The following is a 21,320-nucleotide window of genomic DNA, read 5'->3' as shown; positions in this document are numbered from 1 at the left end:
ATGGCCAATGACCAGACCGTGCGTGCCGCGTTCGAGGCCGCTCATGTGTCATCGGCAGTCGCGCTGCGACGCGGTCATTTGTCATCCGTCATCGCGCTCACCGCGCCCAGCCGCGCGAGCGCTCGACCGCCTCGCGCCAGCGCGCGATGCGTGCGCGGCGCTCGGATTCTGCAAGCCGCGGTTCGAAACGGCGGTCCACCGCCCATTGCGCGCCAATGGCCGCGCCATCGGGCCAGACCCCGGTGGCCAGGCCGGCCAGGTAGGCGGCGCCCAGGGCGGTGGTCTCGGTCACGCGCGGACGCACCACGGGCACGCCGGCGAGATCGGCCTGCAGTTGCATCAGCAGGTCGTTGCGGCTGGCGCCGCCATCGACGCGCAGTTCGGTCAGCGCAATCCCGCTGTCGCGGCTCATGGCGCCGAAGATGTCGGCCGACTGCAGGGCGATCGCCTCCAGCGCCGCGCGCGCAATGTGGGCGCGCGTGGTGCCACGCGTGAGACCGACCAGGACGCCGCGCGCGCGGCCGTCCCAGTCGGGCGCACCCAGCCCGGCAAACGCCGGCACCAGGTAGACGTCGCCGGTATCGGGCACGCTCGCCGCCAGTTTCTCGACCTCGGGCGCGCTCTGGATGATCTGCAGGCCATCGCGCAGCCATTGCACCGTGGCGCCGGCCATGAACACGGAACCCTCCAGGGCGTAACACGCCCTGGAGGGTTCCGCGACGGCCTGGCGCCGGCCTCCTCCCCAGCCCTCCCCCTCGCGGGGGAGCGGGCCCGATGGGCCACACCACGCCACCGTGGTCAGCAGGTTGTTGCGGCTCGGCACCGGCACGTCGCCGGTGTTCATCAGCATGAAGCAGCCGGTGCCGTAGGTGTTCTTGGCCATGCCGGGGGCGAAGCAGGCCTGGCCGAAGGTGGCGGCCTGCTGGTCGCCAGCGACGCCGGCAATGGGGATCGAGACGCCGAACAGGTCGGGCGTCGTCTCGCCCAGCACGCCACTGGAAGGCACGATGCGCGGCAGCACGGCGCGCGGAACGTGGAACAGGGCGAGCAGTTCATCATCCCAGTCCAGCGTGTGGATGTTCATCAGCAGCGTGCGGGCCGCGTTGCTCGGATCGGTCGCGTGCACGCCGCCCCGGGGACCACCGGTGAGCTGCCAGATCAGCCAGCTGTCGACGGTGCCGAAGGCGAGTTCGCCCGCCTCGGCCCGCGCGCGGGCGCCCGGCACCTGGTCGAGCAGCCATTCGAGCTTGCTGGCCGAAAAATAGGCGTCCAGCACGAGGCCGGTCTTGCGCTGGATGCGCGCCGCCTTGCCGGCGCGGCGAAGCTGCTCGCAGCGTGCCGTGGTGCGCCGGTCCTGCCAGACGATGGCGCGGGCGACGGGCTCGCCGGTGGCACGATCCCACAGCACCGTGGTCTCGCGCTGGTTGGTGATGCCGATCGCATCGACGCGCGCCACGCCGCGCCCGCGACCGGCGTGCGCCGCACCCAGCCGATCCAGGCATTCGCGCGCCACCGCCAGTTGCGTGGCCCAGATCTCGCCGGCGTCGTGCTCCACCCAGCCCGGTTGCGGAAAGTGCTGGGCGAACTCGCGCTGCGCCAGCGCCGCCACGCGGCCCTGGGCGTCGAACGCGATGGCGCGGCTGCTGGTGGTGCCCTGGTCCAGTGCGAGGATGTAGCGCATGGGTGCCAAGGGTAGCGGATTCCGTCACCCACGACGGCGCGTAAACTGGCCAGCCAGCTCCGCCCGGTCCACGACAGCCATGATCCACCCCCCGCCCACCCTGCCTGCCGATACCCGCATCGCCTTCATCGGGGGCGGCAACATGGCCAGCGCTATCGTCGGCGGCCTGCTGCGCAGCGGCCTGCCGGCCACGCAGATCCAGGTGGTGGAGCCGTTCGACGCCGCGCGCGCCGCGCTGCGCCAGCAGCACGGCATCGACGCGCTGCCCGCCGCCACGGCCGCGCTGGCCGGCAGCGACCTGCTGGTGTGGGCCATCAAGCCGCAGAGCTTTGGCGCGGCGGCGGCGCCGGTGGCGCCGCACGTGGGCGACGCGCTGCAGCTCTCGGTGATGGCCGGCATCCGGCTGGCGGACATCTCCGCCGCCAGCGGCAGTGGGCGCATCGTGCGCTGCATGCCGAACACGCCGGCGCTGGTGGGTTGCGGCATCACCGGCATGTTTGCCGCGCCGGACGTGAGCGCGCAGCAGCGCGCCCTGGCCGAGGCCGTGATCCGCACCACCGGCGAGGCCCTGTGGGTGGAGCGCGAGGCCCAACTCGACGCCGTGACCGCGCTTTCAGGCTCGGGCCCGGCCTATGTCTTCTACTTCCTCGAAGCGATGCAGCAGGCCGGCGCCGAGCTGGGGCTGGCGCCCGAGCAGGCGCGCCGCCTGGCCGTGGCGACCTTTGCCGGCGGCGCCCGGCTGGCGGCGGACTCGGCCGAGCCGCTGGCGACCCTGCGCGAGCGCGTCACCAGCAAGGGCGGGACCACGCATGCCGCGCTGACCGTGCTGGAGCAGGCCGAGGTCAAGGCCGCGTTCGTGCGCGCCATGCACGCGGCCTGCCGGCGCGCGGACGAACTGGGCACGGAATTCGGCCGCGCCACGAACGGCTGACCGGCGCACCCACAGCCTCGACAGCGCGCGGGCGGCATGCGATAGTGGCGCGAGCGGCGGGGCGGCGGCCGCCCCCGCGACGACCGGCCCGACGGAGGAGCCCCGAATGAGCGAAGACGCCAGCGCGCTGGAGGCCACGGTGCGCGAGATCTGTGCCCGCCACGCCGGGCAGGAAGGCGCGCTGCTGCCCATCCTGCACGCGGTGCAGGCGCGCCTGGGCCACATCTCCGAGCCGGCCATCCGCGCCATCGCGCAGGCACTCAAGCTGACGCGCGCCGAGGTGTTCGGCGTGGTCAGCTTCTACGACGACTTCCGGCGCCGGCCGCCGGCGCGCCACATCCTGCGCGTCTGCCGGGCCGAGGCCTGCCAGGCCCAGGGCGGGCGCGCGCTCTGGGCCGCGGCCGAGCAGGCGCTGGCCGGCGTGGCGCCCGGACAACTGGCGCTGGAACCCGTGCTGTGCCTGGGCAACTGCGCCTGCGGCCCCTCGGCGCAGCTGGACGGCCGCACCCTGGGGCGCATGAGCGCCGAGCGCGTGCGGGCGCTGGTGGCGGAGGCAGCGGCATGAAGCTGTTCGTCGCGCAGGACAGCGCGGCGCGCTCGGTCGGCGCCGACGCGGTGGCCGCGGCCCTGCAGGCCGCGCTGCCCGAGGCCCGCATGGTGCGGACGGGCTCGCGTGGCCTCTACTGGCTGGAGCCCCTGCTCGAGGTCGAACTGGACGGGCGCCGTGTCGGCTTCGGCCCGCTGGCGGAGGCCGATGCGGCCGCCGTGGCGCGAGCCCTGGCGAGCGGGAACCCGTATACGCATCCGCTGTGCGTCGGCCCGGTGGACGAGCTGCTGCATGCGCAAGGGCAGCGCCGCATCACCTTTGCGCGCTGCGGCGTGGTGGCGCCGGGCGACTGGAGCGATTACCGGGCGCATGGCGGCACGGCCGGCCTGCGGCGCGCGCTGGCCATGGCACCGCAGGCCGTGGTCGACACCGTAGCGCAATCGGGCCTGCGCGGCCGCGGCGGCGCGGGCTTTCCGGCCGGCACCAAGTGGCAGGCGGTGCACGACGCGCCGGGGCGCGCCAAGGTCGTCGTGTGCAACGCCGACGAGGGCGACTCGGGCACCTTTGCCGACCGCATGCTGATGGAGGGCGACCCGCTGTGCCTGCTGGAGGGCATGGCGATCGCCGGCCATGCCACGGGGGCCAGCCAGGGCTTCATCTACCTGCGCTCGGAATACCCGGACGCGCGGCGCAGCCTGGAGCAGGCGCTGGAGGTGGCGCGCCGGCACGGCCTGCTCGGGCCGCGCGTGCTGGATTCGGATTGGGCCTTCGACGTCGAGCTGCGCATCGGCGCCGGCGCCTACATCGCGGGCGAGGAGACCGCGTTGCTGGAGTCGCTGGAGGGCCGGCGCGGCCAGGTGCGCTTCAAGCCGCCGCTGCCGTCCAGCCGCGGCTTCATGGGCCGACCGACCCTGGTCAACAACGTGATCACCCTGGCCACCGTGCCGGCCATCCTGGCGCATGGGGCCGGGCACTACCAGGGCCTGGGACTGAACCGCTCGCGCGGCACGCTGACGCTGCAACTGTCGGGCAACGTGCGGCGCCCGGGGCTCTACGAGCTGCCGTTTGGCGTCACGCTGGCGCACGTGATCGACGAGCTGGGCGGCGGCACGCAGAGCGGGCGGCCGGTGCGCGCGGTGCAGGTCGGCGGCCCGCTGGGCGCCTACCTTGCGCGCGCGCAGCTGGACACGCCGCTGGGCTACGAGGAGCTGGCCGAGGCCGGCGGCATGCTGGGCCACGGCGGCGTGGTGGCGTTCGACGACAGCGTCGACATGGCGCAGCAGGCGCGCTTCGCCATGGAGTTCTGCGACCTCGAATCCTGCGGCAAGTGCACGCCCTGCCGCGTGGGCTCGGTGCGCGGGCAGGAGGTGATCGACCGCATCGTCGCCGGCGAGCAGCGCGAGGCCAACATCGCCCTGCTGCGCGAACTGTGCGACACCATGATCCACGGCTCGCTGTGCGGTCACGGCGGCATGGCGCCGTATCCGGTGCTGTCGGCGCTGGACCGCTTCCCGGAAGACTTCAGCGGCCAGACGAGGACACCGGCATGAGCACGCTTGGCCCGATCGACCACGGCACCCCGCGCAGCGCGGGCACGCGCCCGGTGACGCTGTCCATCGACGGCCAGGCCGTCACTGTGCCCGAGGGCACGTCGGTGATGCGCGCCGCCTCCGAGGCCGGCACGCGCATCCCGCGCCTGTGCGCCAGCGACCGGCTCGAGCCCTTCGGCTCCTGCCGCCTGTGCCTGGTCGAGATCGAGGGCCGACGCGGCTACCCGGCCTCGTGCACCACGCCCGTGGCGGACGGCATGCAGGTGCGCACCCGGTCCGACAAGCTGCAGCAGATCCGCCGCGGCGTGGTCGAGCTCTACCTGTCCGACCACCCCGGCACGAGCCGCCTGGCCGAGGCGGGCGCCGATGGCTGCGGCGACGACGAGCTGCTGCGGCTGGCGCGCGAGCTGGGCGTGACCGGGAACCGCTACGGCAACGGGGGCCGCAGCCACGCGCAGCTGGCGATCGACCGCTCCAACCCCTACTTCGACTTCGACCCCACGCGCTGCATCCTGTGCTCGCGCTGCATCCGCGCCTGCGACGACATCCAGGGCACGTTCGCCCTGACCGTGGACGGGCGCGGCTTCGCCTCGGTGATCATTGCCGGCACCGACGCCGACGACTTCATGTCGTCCGAATGCGTCTCCTGCGGCGCCTGCGTGCAGGCCTGCCCGACCGAGGCGCTGGTGGAGAAGTCGCTCGTCGCCGCCGGCCTGCCCGAGCGCGTCGTCCAGACCACCTGTGCCTATTGCGGCGTCGGCTGCACGTTCGACGTCGAGCTGAAGGGCGAGCAGGTGGTGCGCATGGTGCCCTCGCGCACCGGCAAGGCCAACCACGGCCATTCCTGCGTCAAGGGCCGCTTTGCCTGGGGCTACGTGAATCACCCGGATCGCATCACCCGGCCCATGGTGCGCGAGCAGGTCGACCAGCCCTGGCGCGAGGTCGACTGGCCGGAGGCGATCGACTTCGCGGTACAGCGCATGCGCCAGGCCCTGGACCGGCACGGGCCGGGCGCGCTGGGCGTGATCACCTCCTCGCGCTGCACCAACGAGGAAACCTACCTGATGCAGAAGTTCGCGCGCGCCGTGCTCGGCACGAACAACGTGGACACCTGCGGGCGCGTCTGCCATTCGCCCACCGGCTACGGCATGAACGTCACCCTGGGCACCTCGGCCGGCACGCAGGACTTCGACTCCATCGACCACTGCGACGTGGCGCTGCTGATCGGCGCCAACCCCACCGACGCGCACCCGGTGTTCGGCTCGCGCATCAAGCAGCGCATGCGCGCCGGCATGCGCCTGGTCGTCATCGACCCGCGCGCCATCGACCTGGTGCGCAGCCCGCACGTGGCCGCCGCGTACCACCTGCAACTGCGCCCCGGCACCAACGTGGCGCTGATGAACGCGCTCGCCCACGTGGTGCTGGACGAGGGCCTGGAGAACCACGACTACATCGCCCGGCACTGCGACCGGGAGGACTACCGCGCCTGGCGCGAATTCATCCTGCAGCCCGCGCACAGCCCCGAGGCCACGGCCGACTACACCGGCGTGCCGGCCGACCGCGTGCGGGCCGCGGCGCGCCTCTACGCCAGCGGCGGCAACGCGGCGATGTACTTCGGCCTCGGCGTGACCGAGCACAGCCAGGGCTCGACCACCGTCATGGCCATGGCCAACCTGTGCATGGCCACCGGCAACCTGGGGCGCCCCGGCGTCGGCATGAACCCGCTGCGCGGCCAGAACAACGTGCAGGGCTCGTGCGACATGGGCTCCTTCCCGCACGAGTTCCCCGGCTACCGCCACGTCGGCATCGACGCCGTGCGCGGCATCTACGAGAACGAGTGGCAGGTGCGCCTGGACCCCGAGCCCGGCCTGCGCATCCCGAACATGATCGACGCCGCGGTGGAAGGCAGCTTCAAGGTGCTCTACGTGCAGGGCGAGGACATCCTGCAGTCCGACCCCAACATCCAGCACGTCGCCGCCGGCCTGCAGGCCATGGACTGCGTCATCGTGCAGGACCTGTTCCTGAACGAGACCGCACGCTATGCGCACGTGTTCCTGCCCGGCGCCACCTTCCTCGAGAAGGACGGCACCTTCACCAACGGCGAGCGCCGCATCAACCGCGTGCGCCGGATCCAGGCCGCGCCCGGCGGCCATGCCGACTGGGAGGTGACGCAGATGCTGGCCCAGGCCATGGGCTATCCCATGGACTACGGCCACGCGAGCGAGATCATGGACGAGATCGCGCGCACCACGCCCAGCTTCGCCGGCGTCAGCTTCGACAAGCTGGATGCCCTGGGCAGCGTGCAATGGCCCTGCAACGAGGAGCAGCCCGAGGGCACGCCGGTGATGCACGTCGGGCGCATCGTGCTCGGCCTGGGCCGCTTCATGCTCACGCCCTACGTGGCGACCGAGGAGCGCGCCAGCCGCAAGTTCCCGCTGCTGCTGACCACCGGGCGCATCCTGTCGCAGTACAACGCCGGCCCGCAGACGCGGCGCACGCCCAACGTGCAGTGGCACGGCGAGGACGTGCTGGAGATCCACCCCTCGGATGCCGAGGTGCGCGGCATCGCCGATGGCAGCCGGGTCTCGCTGGCCTCGCGCGTCGGGCAGACCACGCTGCGCGCGCAGCTCACCGAGCGCGTCATGCCGGGCGTGGTCTACACCACCTTCCACTTCCCCGAGACCGCGACCAACGTGGTGACGACCGAATTCGCCGACTGGGCCACCGAATGCCCGGAATACAAGGTCACGGCGGTCGAGGTCATGCCCGCGCACGCGGCCTCCGGCTGGCAGCGCGAGGAAGCCCGGCGCCGCCAGCGCCAGCAGCGCATCCGCCCGGCCGCCGCCGACGCCACGCCATGAGCACCGACCCGCTGCTGCCCGACCCGGCCGCTCCATCCGCGACGGACCGCCGCCTCATCCACCAGGCGAACCAGATCGCCGCCTACTTCGCGGCCTACCCGGCGCCGCGCGCCGAGGAAGGCGTGGAGCAGCACATCCGCAGGTACTGGGATCCGCGCATCCGACTGCGCCTGGCGCGCCTGCCGGACGAGCCCCTGCATCCGCTGGTGCGCAAGGCCGTCGCCAGCCTGCGCCGCGACGCGCAAGCCGGGGACTGAACCGCCACGCCCCGGCATGCAGGACCGCTCGAGCCAGGCATCGCACGCCGCGGCCCCCGTCGCCGCCTGGGGCGCGGCCGGCCGGCAGGACGGCAGCGACCGGGTGGCGGTGGAGCGGGCGCTGGAGATCCACATCGCCGGCGCGCCGCCGCTGGTCACCATGCGCACGCCCGGCCACGACGATGAACTGGCCGCCGGCCTGCTGCACGGCGAGGGCGTGGTGCGGGCCGCGGCCGACATCGTCGCCCTGCGGCACGCCGCCAGCGACCCGGATGTACTGCGCGTGCTGCTGCGCGCCGAAGCCCGCGAGCGCCTGCCGCGCCTGCAGCGCAGCGGGCTCATGACCAGCGCCTGCGGCGTGTGCGGCCGACGGGCCCTGCCGCCGCTGGCGGACGAATCGGCGATCGCCGATGAACTGCGGGTGCGGCCCGACTGGCTGCTCGGGCTGCCCGGCTAGTTGCGCGCCGCGCAGCGCGGCTTCGACGCCACCGGCGGCCTCCACGCGGCCGGCCTGTTCGCCGCCGGCGGCGGACTGCTGGCACTGCGCGAGGACGTCGGGCGCCACAACGCGCTCGACAAGCTGGTCGGCCAGGCGCTGCTGCAGGGGCAACTGCCCTGGCGCGGGCAGGTCCTGGTGCTGTCCGGGCGCGCGAGCCACGAGCTGCTGCAAAAGGCGGTGCAGGCACGCGTGCCCGTGGTGTGCGCGATCTCGGCGCCCAGCAGCCAGGCCATCGAGCTGGCGCGGCGCTACGGCATCACCCTGGTCGGCTTCATGCGCGCGCGTCGCTTCAATGTCTACAGCGGCACCGCGCGCATCGACTGGGACGGGCCGGCGTGATGCTGACCCCGGGCCCCCGCTTCAGAGCGCGAACCCGAGCACGATGCCTGCAAACACCGTGGCGCCCAGCCAGTGGTTCTGGCTGAAGGCGGTGAAGCAGCCGGCACGCGTGCGCTGGCGGATCAGCGTGTAGTGCCACACGGCCTGTCCCGCGGCTGCGGCGAAGGCCAGGTAGAGGACGGCCGATGGCGCCTGCGCCGCCGCGCGCCAGAGCCAGATCGCCAGATAGGCGACATAAAAGCCCATCACGGCGGCCACATCCCAGCGCCCGAGCGTGATGGCCGAGGTCTGGATGCCGATCTTCAGGTCGTCGTCGCGATCAACCATGGCGTACTCGGTGTCGTAGGCCAGCACCCAGAACAGGTTGCCCGCCAGCAGCAGCCAGGCTTCCAGCGGGACCTGGTTCTGCGCCGCCGCGAAGGCCATCGGGATGCCAAAGCTGAAGGCCACGCCCAGCACGGCCTGCGGCATCGACACCCAGCGCTTGGCGAACGGGTAGATGATGGCGATCGCCAGCGCCGGAAACGACCAGAAGATCGCGCTCTCGCTGGTGGTCAGCACCAGCGCAAAGGCAAGCGCGGCGAGCACCCCACCCACCGCCAGCGCCTCGCCCACGCCGAGCTCGCCGGTCGTCACCGGGCGCTGCGCCGTGCGCTTGACGTGGCGGTCGAATTCGCGATCGGCGACGTCGTTCACGCAGCAGCCGGCCGAGCGCATCAGGATGGTGCCGGCGACGAACACCGCCAGCAGGTGCCAGCCCGGAAAGCCGCCGGAGGCCAGCCACAGCGCCGACAGCGTCGGCCACAGCAGCACCAGCCAGCCAGCCGGGCGATTCCAGCGGATCAGGTCGAGGTAGAGCGCCAGCCGGCCGCGCGGATTCGGCGCGGGAGCGGGCGCAGGTGCGGGAGCAGCAACGGAATTCATGCGGTGCGGGTCGTGTCGCGACGCGAGCCAGGCGGGTTCAAGTGGCTGATTGTGGTCCAAAGCCGGGCGGCACGTGCGCGCGCCCGACGCCAGGCCGCCGTTCACGACAGGCGCGTCACGCCGGGCAGTTCGCAGATCTCGACCACGCGCCGCAGCGCCGCGATCGCCTCGTGGCGCGTGAAACTGCGTCGCCAGGTCAGCACCACGCGGCGCGTCGGCGGCACGGCATCGGGCGATTCGTCGATCACCGGCAGGTAGCGCAGGAAGGCATCGGTGCCGCGCAGGTCCGGCGCCGGCACCGCCAGCGCCGGCACCAGGGTCACGCCCATGCCGGCGGCCACCATGTGCTTGATGGTTTCCAACGACGAACCCTCGAAGCTGCGGCGGATGCCCTCGGCACGGCTGGCGAAGCGCGCGAACTCGGGGCACACCTGCAGCACGTGGTCGCGAAAGCAGTGGCCACTGCCGAGCAGCAGCATGGTCTCGCCCTGCAACTGCGGCGAGGTCACCGATTCCTGCTGTGCCAGCGGATGTCCGACCGGCACCGCCGCCATGAAGGGCTCGTCGTACAGCGGCGCGATCGCGAGCCCGGTTTCCGGGAACGGCTCGGCCAGGATGGCGCAATCGATCTCGCCGGTGCGCAGCATCTCCAGCAGGCGCACGGTGAAGTTTTCCTGCAGCATCAGCGGCATCTGTGGTGTGTGCTCGATGTTGCGGCGCACCAGCTCGGGCAGCAGGTAGGGGCCGATGGTGTAGATCACGCCGAGCTTGAGCGGCCCGCTCAGGGGGTCCTGGCCGCGCCTGGCGATTTCCTTGATCTCGGCCGCCTGCTCCAGCACGCTTTGCGCCTGGCGAATGATCTCCGCGCCGAGCGGCGTCACCGTGATCTCGCCGCTGCCGCGCTCGAACAGCTTGACGTCAAGCTCCTCCTCCAGCTTCTTCACGGCCACGGACAGCGTCGGCTGCGAAACGAAGCAGGCCTCGGCGGCCTTGCCGAAGTGCTTTTCCCGGGCGACGGCCACGATGTATTTCAATTCCGTCAGCGTCATGCCGGGGCCCCGTCACACACAAGCCACAATGGCGTCGCGACGATCGCGCTCCGGGGTCGATCCCCGCTTCGCCGGGCCCCTCGCCCTGGCCTGCGCACGATCACGGCGACGATCGACTTCGGCTCGATCGGGGTGATGCCGAGGCCCCGCTGGCGGCACGCTGCGATGGCGCGGCAACGATCGTGCGCCATTGCGCCGCCGCGGGCACGGCGCGCACCGCTCGGATGCGCGGGGGATCGGGGCAGGTGTCGAGCCATGACCCGGCAAGGATACGCGGGTGCACCGGCAAAGGGAACGGCGGGCGAAAAAAAGCGGCCAGTTGCCTGGCCGCTTGCGCAGTGCCGGCGACCGGACGCCGCCGGCCCGGCGCGATCAGCTCACCTTGGCCGGGAACTGCTTGGCGATGCCATCGGACAGTGCGTCAGCGATCATGTCCATGTGGTGCTGCATGTCCGTCCACAGCTGGGCCTGCTGCGCCGCCGGGGCGTTGGCCATCATGGCGTCGACCTGCTGCTTGTGGTCGCCCACGTGCATCAGCAACGCGCCGTCCAGCGCGCTTTCGGTCCAGTTGGCTGGATTGGCGCCGGCCAGGAACTTGGCGATCTGCCCCGCGTTGACCGCCAGGTTGTCCATCGCCTTCTGCTCGGCGGCGGCGTTACTGCCCTGCGCCGCGAGCGTCAGGGCCTTGACGCCGCCCCAGTGGCCACCGAGCAGCTTCAGGATGCCGTCGCCGCCGGCCTGCCCGTAGAAGCCGGCCACGGCGCTGGCGATCTGCTTGGCGTTGTCGATGGCCGCAGCCTCGGCCTGTTGCGCATTGGCCGACTTGCCGGCGTGCACCGCCAGCGCGTAGTCGCGCGTGGCGACGATGTGGCCATGCCACAGCGAGCGCATGGCGGCATGCAGCTTGGGCGCGGTCTGGGCCGTGGCGCTGGCCGTGGTCGCCGGCGCAGCAGGCGCCTGCGTCGTCCCGGGGGTCGAACAGCCGGCCAGTCCGAGCGCCAGCGCGGCCGCGAATGCAAGAGTTGTGAGTCTCATTTCGGTCTCCTTCTCGCGAAGTGCTTTCACGCGCAAATTCTGGAACGCCCGAGAATCCATCGACCCCGGCGCACGTACTGGAATCGTCGTATAAGTAGCCTCTCCGCGCAGCATGGCGGCGAAGCCCGGACACGCGACGGGGTGCCGCTTCAGGCTTTCAGGTAATCGGTGCGCGCGCCCAGCCAGCGGTCGAGGTGGCGCGCGGCCAGTTCCGGATGCTCGGCGAGCAGGCGCGGCGCCGCCGCACGCGCCCATTGCAGCAGTGGCGCATCGGTCTCGAGATCGGCAAAGCGCAGCAGCGCCGCACCGCTCTGGCGCGCGCCGAGAAACTCGCCGGGACCGCGAATCTCCAGGTCGCGGCGCGCGATCTCGAAGCCGTCGTTGGTCTCGAGCATCGCCCTCAGGCGCGCGCGCGCAGTCTCGCCCAGGCGCCCGCCTTCGGGCGCGCCGTATAGCAGCACGCAGGCCGAGGCCGCCGCGCCGCGCCCCACGCGGCCGCGCAGCTGGTGCAACTGCGACAGGCCAAAGCGCTCGGCATGCTCGATCACCATCAGGCTGGCGTTGGGCACGTCGACGCCGACCTCGATCACCGTGGTCGCCACCAGCAGCGCCATGCGGCCGGCGGCGAATTCGGCCATCACCGCCTTCTTCTCGGCCGGTGCCATGCGCGCGTGCAGCAGGCCGACCGCGTAGCCGGGCAGCGCCGCCGCCAGCTCGGCGTGCATGGCGGTGGCATTGGACAGGTCGAGCGCCTCGCTTTCCTCCACCAGTGGACACACCCAGTAGGCCTGACGGCCCTGCGCCACCCAGGCCCGCACGCGCGCCACCAGCTCGGCGCGCCGATGCCCGGCCAGCAGCTTGGTGACCACGGGCGTGCGACCGGGTGGCAGCTCATCCAGCGTCGAGACATCGAGGTCGGCGTAATAGCCCATTGCCAGCGTGCGCGGGATCGGCGTGGCGCTCATCATCAGCAGGTGCGGCTCCAAGACGGACTGCCCCCAGGCTCCTCCGCTGCGCGGATCGCTGCCCCCCGAGGGGGCTGCATCGCCTTGGGACGGCCCGGCGGCGATGCGCTCCCCCGAGAGCTTGCTGCGCAAATCCAGGCGCTGCTGCACGCCAAAGCGGTGCTGCTCGTCGATGATGGCCAGGCCCAGGCGGGCAAAGCGCACCTCGCGCTGGATCACGGCATGGGTGCCGATCACCAGTGCCGCCGTGCCGCCCTCGATCGCCGCCAGCATCTCGCCGCGTTCCTTCTTCTTCTGGCTGCCGGTGAGCCAGGCCACGCACCGGCCGCGCGGCGCCAGCAGCGGCGCCAGCCAGTCGACCAGGCGGGTGAAGTGCTGCTCGGCCAGGATCTCGGTCGGCGCCATGAGCGCGCACTGCCAGCCAGCGTCGATGGCGACGCAGGCGGCCAGCGCCGCCACCACGGTCTTGCCGCTGCCGACGTCGCCCTGCAGCAGGCGATGCATCGGCCGCTCGCCGGCCAGGTCGCGCGCGATCTCCTCGCCCACGCGCTGCTGCGCCCGCGTGAGCGCAAACGGCAGCGCCGCCAGCAGTGCAGCAGGCAGGCCATCGCGCGCGGCGCGCAGCGCGGGTGCATGCAGATGCGCGCGCTCGACGCGCGCCCGCGCCTGCGACAGCTGCTGCGCCAGCAACTCCTCGGCCTTCAGGCGCTGCCAGGCCGGATGGCTGTGGTCCTCGAGTTCGGCCAGCGACACGTCGGGGCTGGGCTGGTGCAGGAAGGCGAGCGCGCGGCGCAGATCCCAGTCGCGCAGGGCTTCGAGGGGCGCGAGCAGCGCGTCGGGGATGGTCGCCCTCAGGTCGGCCTGGGCCAGGCCCGCCAGCACCGCCTTGCGCAGGTAGCCTTGCGCCAGCCCCGCAGTGGCAGGATAGACCGGCGTGAGTGCCTGCGCCAGCGGCTCCCCGGCCGGGCGCACGGCGGGGTGCATCATGGTCAGGCCGCCAAAGCCGCCGCGCAGTTCGCCGCGCAGGCGCAGGCGCGCGCCGACGGCCATCTGCTTCAGCTGCGACGGATAGAAATTGAAGAAGCGCAGCAGGCAGGTCGCGTCGCCGTCCTGCACCGTGACCAGCAGCTGGCGGCGCGGCCGATACGCCACCTCCTGCTGCACCACCGTGGCTTCGAACTGCACCGGCGCATCATCGATCAGGCGCGCCGCCTCGGCCAGCGGCACGAGACGCGTCTCGTCCTCGTAGCGCAGCGGCAGGTGCAGCGCCAGGTCGATGGGGCGCACCAGGCCGAGCTTGCGCAGCGCCTTCTGCGGAGCAGACAGCGGCTTGGCGGCGGAGGCCTCGGCGGCGGGCATGGGACAATTCTGCCTTCCCCTTCACTTGGCACGGGTCCGTCCGGCCCTCAAGCATGCCCGCACCGGTCTACGCGACGCGCGACTTCGACTTCGCGCTGCCGCCCGAACTCATCGCCCAGCACCCCGCGCCCACGCGCAGCGACGCGCGCCTGCTCGACGGCCGCGCCGCCGCGCCGGTCGACCGCCGCTTTCGCGAGCTGCCGGCGCTGCTGCAGCCGGGCGACCTGCTGGTGTTCAACGACACCCAGGTGGTCAAGGCGCGCCTGTTCGGCCGCAAGCCGACCGGCGGCCAGGTCGAGCTGCTGGTGGAGCGCGTGCTGGCCGACGGCACGGTGGCAGCGCACCTGCGCGCCAGCAAGAAGCCCGCCCCGGGCACCCGGCTGCTGATGGACGGCGGCTTCACGGCCGAGCTGCTGGGGCGCTGGCCCGACGCCCAGGGCGCGCTGTTCCACCTGCGCCTGTCGGGCGATGCCCATGCGCTCATGGCCACGCACGGCCACGTGCCGCTGCCGCCCTACATCACGCACCCGGACAGCACCGAGGACGAGGCGCGCTACCAGACCGTGTTCGCGCGCCACCCCGGCGCCGTCGCCGCGCCCACGGCGGCCCTGCACTTCGACGCCGGCGTGCTGGCCGCGCTTGAGGACCGCGGCATCGAGCGCACGGCCGTGACCCTGCACGTGGGCGCCGGCACCTTCGAGCCGGTCAAGACCGAGAACCTGGCCGAGCACGTGATGCACCGCGAGCGCTACCGCATCCCGCCCGAGACCCTGGCGGCCATCGCCGCCTGCCGCGCGCGCGGCGGCCGCGTGCTGGCGGTCGGCACCACCACCGTGCGCACGCTGGAAAGCTGGGCCGCCACCGGCGCCGCCGAGGGCGACACCGACATCTTCATCACGCCCGGCTTCGACTTCCGCGTGGTGGACCTGCTGCTCACCAACTTCCATCTGCCGCGCAGCACGCTGATGATGCTCGTCAGCGCCTTCGCCGGCCACGCCCACGTAATGGCGCTGTACCGCCACGCCGTGGCCGAGCGCTACCGCTTCTTCAGCTACGGCGACGCCATGCTGCTGGCGCGCGCCGATGGTCGAGAATCGCGCCCATGCTGAAATTCGAGCTGCTTGGCCAGGACCCGGATTCGTACGCCCGGCGCGGGCGCCTGACGCTGAACCATGGCGTCGTCGAGACGCCGATATTCATGCCGGTCGGCACCTACGGCAGCGTCAAGGGCGTGTTGCCGCGCAGCCTGCGCGAGATGGGCGCGCAGATCATCCTGGGCAACACCTTCCACCTGTGGATGCGCCCGGGTCTGGACGTGCTGCGCGCCTTTGGCGGCCTGCACGGCTTCGAGCAGTGGCAAGCGCCGATCCTGACCGACTCGGGCGGGTTCCAGGTCTGGTCGCTGGGCGAGATGCGCAGGATCACCGAGGAAGGCGTGCACTTCCAGAGCCCGGTCAACGGCGACCGGCTGTTCATGTCGCCCGAGGTCAGCATGCAGATCCAGACCGTGCTGAACAGCGACATCGTGATGCAGTTGGACGAGTGCACGCCCTACGAGACGCGCGGCCACGTCACCACCGAGCAGGAAGCGCGCGCCAGCATGGAGATGAGCCTGCGCTGGGCGCGGCGCAGCCAGGAAGAGTTTTCCCGCCTCGCCAACCCCAATGCACTGTTCGGCATCGTGCAGGGCGGCATGTTCGAGCACCTGCGCGAGGAATCGCTGGCGCGCCTGGTCGAGATGGACTTGCCCGGCTACGCCATCGGCGGCGTCAGCGTGGGCGAGCCCAAGGAAGACATGCTGCGCATCACGGCGCACACGCCGCACCGCCTGCCGGCGCACAAGCCGCGCTACCTGATGGGCGTGGGCACACCCGAGGACCTGGTGTATGGCGTGGCGCACGGCGTGGACCTGTTCGACTGCGTCATGCCCACGCGCAACGCGCGCAACGGCCACCTGTTCACGCGTTTCGGCGACCTGAAGATCCGCAACGCGCGCCACAGGACCGACCCGCGCCCCATCGACGAGAGCTGCACCTGCCACGCCTGCGCCGGCGAGTCGGGCGTCGCCTGGCAGGACGGCGGACGCGACGGCTTCTCGCGCGCCTACCTGCACCACCTGGAGCGCTGCGGCGAGATGCTGGCGCCGATGCTGGCGAGCATCCACAACCTGCACTACTACCTGAACCTGATGCAGGAGCTGCGCGCGGCACTGGACGCCGGCGCGTTCAGCGCGTTTCGCCTGCGCTTTGCCGCGGAACGGGCGCGCGGCGTCTGACGGCGGACGCCGGTTGCCCGTGTGTCGGGCCGGTGACTCGGGCGCGCCGGGCGTGCGGCTATCCTTGGCAGCTCTCGTCCTCCACCCAGCGCAGCCCATGGCCGAATCCACCGCCGCCTTTCCCGACTTCCCCGTCCCCGCGCTCTGCGGTCCGCTGCGCGCGCCGCGCCAGATGTTGGCCGAGCAGACCTACGGCGGCCACAAGTCGATCCACGACGACGCCACCGCCGCCGGGCTGGGCCTGCGCGCCGGGCCGATCGAGGGGCCGACGCACTTCAGCCAGTTCGATCCGCTGCTGGCCGGGCTGTTCGGCCGCCTCTGGTTCGAGCGCGGCTGCATCAGCGCCCACTACCAGAACATGGTGGTCGAAGGCGAGGAAGTGCGCGCCTTCGTGCAGGCGCCGGCCGAGGGCGCGGCGGTGGCGCGCATCTGGGCCGAAAAACGCGACGGCACGCCGGTGCTCACCGGCAGCGTGTCGATCGGCGAAGTCCCGGCCGGCGCGCACGAGCTCGAACAGCGCATCGCGCGGCTGCGACCCGCCACGGGCCTGGTGATCAACCGCGACCTGAAGGTCGGCCAGCGCGGCGCGGCGCCCGAAACGGTGACCATGGACTTCGACCAGCCCATGGGCCCCTACTACCCGTTCACGCTGGCCGACAAGCTGGAGGCGATCACCGAGCCCTCGCCCTGGTACACGCGCGCGGGCGGTGCCGGCTCGCCCTGGGGGCGCGCCATCATCCCGATCGAGATGATCAGCGTGCTGCTGGGATCGAGCGACGCGCACGGCCTGAAGGGCCGCGGCCCGGCCGTGGGCCTGTTTGCCGGCCAGCAGATCCGCCTGGTCAACGGCCCGCTGTTCGTCGGCCAGCCGTATGTGCTGGAGCGTGAGATCATCGCGCTCAGCGAGAGCGCGCGCACCGAATCGATCTGGATCCGCACCCAGGTGTTCGAGGCCGGCACGCACACGCTGGTGGCCGAGATGATCCTGAACCACGCCACGCTGAAGGCCTCGTATCCCGACTATGAGCGCGAGGCGCACGCACTGGGCCTGGCCTCTTGACCGCCGCCCGATTCCTTCCCGACCCCAACGCACGGAGATACCGCACGTGAAGACCCGCATCACCGAACTGTTCGGCATCGAACACCCCATTGTCCAGGGTGGCATGCACTACGTCGGCTTTGCCGAACTGGCTGCCGCCGTCTCCAACGCCGGCGGGCTGGGCCTGATCACGGGCCTGACGCAGAAGACGCCCGAACTGCTGGCGCGCGAGATCGCGCGCTGCCGCGAGCTGACCGACAAGCCCTTCGGCGTCAATCTCACCTTCCTGCCCATGGTCACCTCGCCGGACTACCCGGGCTACATCCGCGCCATCGTCGAGGGCGGCGTGAAGATCGTCGAGACCGCCGGCAACAACCCGCAGCAGTGGATGCCGCTGATGCACGAGCACGGCATCAAGGTGATCCACAAGTGCACCTCGGTGCGCCACGCGCTCAAGGCGCAGAGCATCGGCTGCGACGCGGTCAGCGTCGACGGCTTCGAGTGCGGCGGCCACCCGGGCGAGGACGACGTGCCCAACTTCATCCTGCTGCCGCGCGCCGCCGAGGAGCTCAAGATCCCCTTCATCGCCTCCGGCGGCATGGCCGACGGCCGCTCGCTGGTGGCCGCCCTGGCGCTTGGCGCCGAAGGCATGAACATGGGCACGCGCTTCATCGCCACCCAGGAGGCGCCGGTGCACCCGAACGTCAAGCAGGCGATCCTGGACGCGAGCGAACTCGACACGCGCCTGATCCTGCGCCCGCTGCGCAACACCGAGCGCGTGCTGAACAACCCCGCCGTGCAGCGCATCATCGACAAGGAAAAGCGCCTGGGCGACAAGATCCGCTTCGAGGACATCATCGACGAGGTCGCCGGCGTCTACCCCCGCATCATGAAGGAGGGCGACATGGACGCCGGCGCCTTCAGCTGCGGCATGGTGGTCGGCCTGATCCACGACATCCCCACCGTCAAGGACCTGATCGACCGCATCATGGCCGAGGCCGAGTCGCTGATCACCGAGCGGCTGGCCGGCCTGCTGCGCTGAGCCGCGGCCACCCTGCGGCCGCAGCCTCGGCGTGCCTGCGCCGACGGCGACCAGGCACCCCTCAACGCTGGTGGATCGGCAGGCGCTCGCGTTCCACCACCCGCGCCTGCCACTGGTCCGGCAGCTCGATCTCCAGCACGCGTCCCGATCAGCGCGCATTCGTCTCCGGGTCCGGGCACCATGGGCTTGCGCCAGGCCCGATGAAGCCCGTCGTGCCGATCGTCATGCGTTCGAGGCAGCCCTGCTGGCGGATCCCTCGCGGCCACAGCAGCCAACCGGCTGAGTGAGCGTGCGATGCACACCCGCCAGCACCGCCCTCGCCACACAAGCACGCAGCGAAGCACGTCCGGCGCCCGCGAGGCTGGCGCGATGGGCTCGCTTTTTGGCCCCGATTCAGGCATTCTTGCGGCAGATCGCGGGCAGCACCGGCATCGCTCCGACCACCGGCTTGCCCGCCCGGCAGGAGGGTCGTGATGGTGCTGCACCGCTTCGTCCTCGGCATCGGCCGCAGCCGATCACACAGCCGGCGCGCAGATTCGGCGTGCCGCACGCCGTGCACACCCATCGAACGCGATGAAGACACCCTGAACCGCCCGGCGGCGACGGCAGCCGCGCGCGCCGCGGCACGGCGCCAGCGCTGGCGGATGGCGGTGCTGTTCGCGATTGCCGTCGGCGCCGCGTGGTGGGCCTGCCGCGGCACTGGCGCGGCCGAACCGGCACGCGGCAGGCCGGAGCAGGCTGCGCGCAGGGCCGTGGGGCCGGTCCGGTTGCCTGCGGCCTACGCCGAACACAATTTCGACCGGTTGCCGCACCGCACGGCACGGGCCAGCGACCCGAGGGCGCTGGAACACCCGACCACCCCCCGGCGCCTCGATCTCCGGCAGGCCGAACGTGCCCACCCGGTCATGCGCGTGACGCCCGTGGGCTTCGTGCTGCGGCCCGATGGCGCACAGGCCTCCGCAGGCGCGGCCCAGGAAGCGCAGGCCCAGGCCTGTCCACCCGGCGAGCGGCGCGTCGTCCCGCACATCGCGTCGGGCGACGCGATGCAGCTGCTCCAGGCCGCGACCGGCAGCCTGCTGGCAGCCGGCTTCGACGTGCCGCCGCACGAGGCGGTGCCCGCAGCCCGGATGCCCCGGAAGACCGACCTGCGCTATTTCCGGCGCGGCGAACAGCAGGGGGTGGACGCCGCCGCCGCCGCACTCGCCCAGTCCGGCCTGGGTCGGCTGGAGCCGAAGTACGTCGAGGGTTATGAGAATTCGACCAGCCTGCGACGCTGCCACTTCGAGCTGTGGCTCGTGGTCCCGGCCAGGGGCCCGCAATCCTGAGGAGCCACGGGCGCTGCGGAAGCGCTCCCGGGGCCTGCAGGCCGCCGTGGCGCGCGCACTGGGCAGCGACCTGCCGCTGGCCCGGCGCGTCGAAACGACGGGCCCGATCCTTCGCCGGTTGCGCGCCGGCATCCCGGGACACGCGCGCAGGTGCCCCCGGCGCGTGGCGGCAAAGGGCGTGCATCGCGGCCCGCACTGCAGGACTTCTGTGCGGCCTGCATGGCCCGGTGACACGGTTGCCCGGGCGGCCCGGTGGCATGGCCCGGCACCTCCTCCGGATGCGCAAGCGACCGGGTCGTGCCGTGCCCGGCCTCTTGTTGGTGATGCCTGATCGCGGGTTGTTGCGGGCCATGCCTCGAAGCACCGGCCAGGGCGCCTGCTCTCCTGTGACCCTGAATCCGGCAGTTGACCGCTGATCATCGTCTTCAAACCCGCATGAATATTGGCTTCGACTGCCCTGATGACGTTCACCTGTGGGGTGAGGGCGCATCCAACTGCCGGATTCAGGGTGACAGCAGGACAAGCGGGACGAACCGGGCTGCGGGCACGCATGGGGCCAGTGCGGGCCGGACGCGCGGCTGTGCTGTTGCGCAGGCGCTCCGGGGTGCTGGCGGTCCGGTTCATGATGGATGGACTCCTTTGCTGGCGGGCCTGGATGCCGCGGTTCAGCCACGGCTCGCACGGCCTGCTTCGGCGGCCAGGGATTGCGCTGCTGCCTGCTGCAGGGCATGCACGACCGGCCAGGCTGCGAACGCGGCGGCCAGGTGCTTGAGCGTGTGGCCGGACACCAGGCCCTGCGTCCAGGCCAGCACGGCGGCATCGGCGAACTCGAGCGCCTTGGCCAGCGAATACAGGCCGAGCACCGCGAACAGCGAAATGCCCAGCGCCTGTGGCCGGGGCCGCAGGCCCATCAAGCCGAGCAGGATCGCCAGCCCGCCGGCCTGCAGCACCGTCCACGGCGTCGTGTTGCCGCTGGCCACGGCCACCAGCACTGCCGCCGGCGCGGCGATTGATGCCAGCAGCGCGAGCACCAGGCCGGCCCGCACGCTCACCCGGTCCGCTGCCGCCAGGCCCAGCAGGCTGGCGAATGCCAGGCACATGCCCAGGCGCTGGATGCCGAGGCCGGCAGCTCCGGGGGTCGCGTGGTAAATGGCGGAGCAGACGGCGACGAGCATGAGCCCGCCGAAGAACAGGCTGCACAGCTCGCGCTGCGCCTGGCCGATCGAACCTGGCCGCAGGCACTGCAAGCACCGCCAGCCCCAGGTGCCGAGCAGCAGGAACGCCAGATTGCTCAGCATGTTCAGGGCGTGTGGCACGCCCAGCAGGGTGCGCCGGTCGGCAAGATCGTGATAGCCCGCCGGGAGCTGCTGCGGTGGCAGCCGCAAGGCAAGCGCCGCCAGCATCAGCAGCGCAAGCAACAAGACCAGTTCGGCACGGTTGCGCACAACGCTGGGGTGCGCCGGATGGCGGAGGCTTCGGGTATCGGGGGCGGGGTAGGTGTGCATGGCGGCGCGTGCATTCGATCGTGGATGGGATGGCGTGCGCCGACTGTCTCTCCTTTCGCCTCGTTTCGATCCAAATATCTCAACTTGTTCACGTAATTGCTACCCAAAGTACCGTTAAATGATGCTTTAATTGCACC

16 protein-coding genes and 1 pseudogene are annotated in these 21,320 nt (G+C 71.8%); 11 read left to right on the top strand and 6 right to left on the bottom strand.

Features of this window, described 5'->3' with window-relative positions; genetic code table 11:
- Positions 1-97: 97 nt before the first annotated feature.
- Positions 98-1,681, bottom strand: a complete 1,584-nt coding sequence (gene glpK / locus PKA16_RS01380) for a glycerol kinase GlpK (protein WP_324399639.1) — start codon at positions 1,679-1,681, stop codon at positions 98-100.
- A 79-nt stretch (positions 1,682-1,760) separates the two neighbouring features.
- Here glpK and proC point away from each other — a divergent pair, with 79 nt between their 5' ends.
- The 6 genes and pseudogenes from proC (at position 1,761) to fdhD (ending at position 8,665) form a co-directional block, all read left to right on the top strand.
- The gene (proC, locus tag PKA16_RS01375; RefSeq protein ID WP_324399637.1) at positions 1,761-2,612 is read left to right on the top strand and encodes a pyrroline-5-carboxylate reductase; all 852 of its coding nucleotides are present in this window, start codon (positions 1,761-1,763) and stop codon (positions 2,610-2,612) included.
- 106 nt (positions 2,613-2,718) lie between these two features.
- Positions 2,719-3,177: an NAD(P)H-dependent oxidoreductase subunit E gene (locus PKA16_RS01370; protein ID WP_324399635.1), complete on the top strand. Its 459-nt coding sequence runs from the start codon at positions 2,719-2,721 to the stop codon at positions 3,175-3,177.
- Entirely contained in the window at positions 3,174-4,709 is a 1,536-nt protein-coding gene (locus tag PKA16_RS01365; RefSeq protein WP_324399633.1) for an NADH-ubiquinone oxidoreductase-F iron-sulfur binding region domain-containing protein, read from the top strand. Before PKA16_RS01370 ends, PKA16_RS01365 begins: the two co-directional genes overlap by 4 nt.
- The gene (gene fdhF / locus PKA16_RS01360; protein WP_324399631.1) at positions 4,706-7,570 is read left to right on the top strand and encodes a formate dehydrogenase subunit alpha; all 2,865 of its coding nucleotides are present in this window, start codon (positions 4,706-4,708) and stop codon (positions 7,568-7,570) included. Before PKA16_RS01365 ends, fdhF begins: the two co-directional genes overlap by 4 nt.
- Positions 7,567-7,827 carry a formate dehydrogenase subunit delta gene (locus PKA16_RS01355; protein ID WP_324399629.1) on the top strand — a complete coding sequence of 87 codons (261 nt, stop codon included), beginning with the start codon at positions 7,567-7,569 and terminating at the stop codon, positions 7,825-7,827. Before fdhF ends, PKA16_RS01355 begins: the two co-directional genes overlap by 4 nt.
- Positions 7,828-7,843: 16 nt before the next feature.
- Positions 7,844-8,665: pseudogene (gene fdhD, locus PKA16_RS01350) on the top strand (formate dehydrogenase accessory sulfurtransferase FdhD).
- Between the two features lie 21 nt (positions 8,666-8,686).
- On the opposite strand, the gene ubiA reads toward fdhD, so the two are convergent.
- The 4 genes from ubiA to recG form a co-directional block, all read right to left on the bottom strand.
- On the bottom strand, positions 8,687-9,589 hold the full coding sequence (ubiA, locus tag PKA16_RS01345; protein WP_324399628.1) for a 4-hydroxybenzoate octaprenyltransferase: 903 nt from the start codon (positions 9,587-9,589) through the stop codon (positions 8,687-8,689).
- 101 nt (positions 9,590-9,690) lie between these two features.
- Positions 9,691-10,638 (bottom strand): LysR substrate-binding domain-containing protein, encoded by a 948-nt coding sequence (locus PKA16_RS01340; protein ID WP_324399626.1) that lies wholly within the window; start codon positions 10,636-10,638, stop codon positions 9,691-9,693.
- Positions 10,639-11,010: 372 nt separating this feature from the next.
- Positions 11,011-11,673 carry a hypothetical protein gene (locus PKA16_RS01335; RefSeq protein ID WP_324399623.1) on the bottom strand — a complete coding sequence of 221 codons (663 nt, stop codon included), beginning with the start codon at positions 11,671-11,673 and terminating at the stop codon, positions 11,011-11,013.
- Between the two features lie 149 nt (positions 11,674-11,822).
- Positions 11,823-13,997 (bottom strand): ATP-dependent DNA helicase RecG, encoded by a 2,175-nt coding sequence (recG, locus tag PKA16_RS01330; protein WP_324399621.1) that lies wholly within the window; start codon positions 13,995-13,997, stop codon positions 11,823-11,825.
- A 53-nt stretch (positions 13,998-14,050) separates the two neighbouring features.
- Between recG and queA the strand changes: the two genes are divergently transcribed.
- The 5 genes from queA to PKA16_RS01305 all read left to right on the top strand — a co-directional run bounded on the left by queA (position 14,051) and on the right by PKA16_RS01305 (position 19,678).
- Positions 14,051-15,106 carry a tRNA preQ1(34) S-adenosylmethionine ribosyltransferase-isomerase QueA gene (gene queA / locus PKA16_RS01325; protein WP_324399619.1) on the top strand — a complete coding sequence of 352 codons (1,056 nt, stop codon included), beginning with the start codon at positions 14,051-14,053 and terminating at the stop codon, positions 15,104-15,106.
- Entirely contained in the window at positions 15,100-16,272 is a 1,173-nt protein-coding gene (gene tgt / locus PKA16_RS01320; RefSeq protein ID WP_324399617.1) for a tRNA guanosine(34) transglycosylase Tgt, read from the top strand. Before queA ends, tgt begins: the two co-directional genes overlap by 7 nt.
- 97 nt (positions 16,273-16,369) lie before the next feature.
- Positions 16,370-17,332 carry a hypothetical protein gene (locus PKA16_RS01315; RefSeq protein WP_324399616.1) on the top strand — a complete coding sequence of 321 codons (963 nt, stop codon included), beginning with the start codon at positions 16,370-16,372 and terminating at the stop codon, positions 17,330-17,332.
- Between the two features lie 46 nt (positions 17,333-17,378).
- A complete protein-coding gene (locus PKA16_RS01310; protein WP_324399614.1) occupies positions 17,379-18,353 on the top strand; it encodes a nitronate monooxygenase family protein in 975 nt (324 codons plus the stop codon).
- A gap of 473 nt (positions 18,354-18,826) precedes the next feature.
- Complete coding sequence (locus PKA16_RS01305; RefSeq protein WP_324399612.1) at positions 18,827-19,678, top strand: hypothetical protein; 852 nt, start codon at positions 18,827-18,829, stop codon at positions 19,676-19,678.
- Between the two features lie 665 nt (positions 19,679-20,343).
- Here PKA16_RS01305 and PKA16_RS01300 read toward each other — a convergent pair.
- Positions 20,344-21,183 (bottom strand): hypothetical protein, encoded by an 840-nt coding sequence (locus PKA16_RS01300; RefSeq protein ID WP_324399610.1) that lies wholly within the window; start codon positions 21,181-21,183, stop codon positions 20,344-20,346.
- Positions 21,184-21,320 lie beyond the last annotated feature (137 nt).

It is taken from the genome of Ottowia sp. (assembly GCF_035325765.1).
Lineage (GTDB): Bacteria > Pseudomonadota > Gammaproteobacteria > Burkholderiales > Burkholderiaceae_C > Ottowia.
The sequence above is the reverse complement of the archived record's forward strand: the minus strand, read 5'-3'. Positions and strand labels throughout refer to the sequence as shown.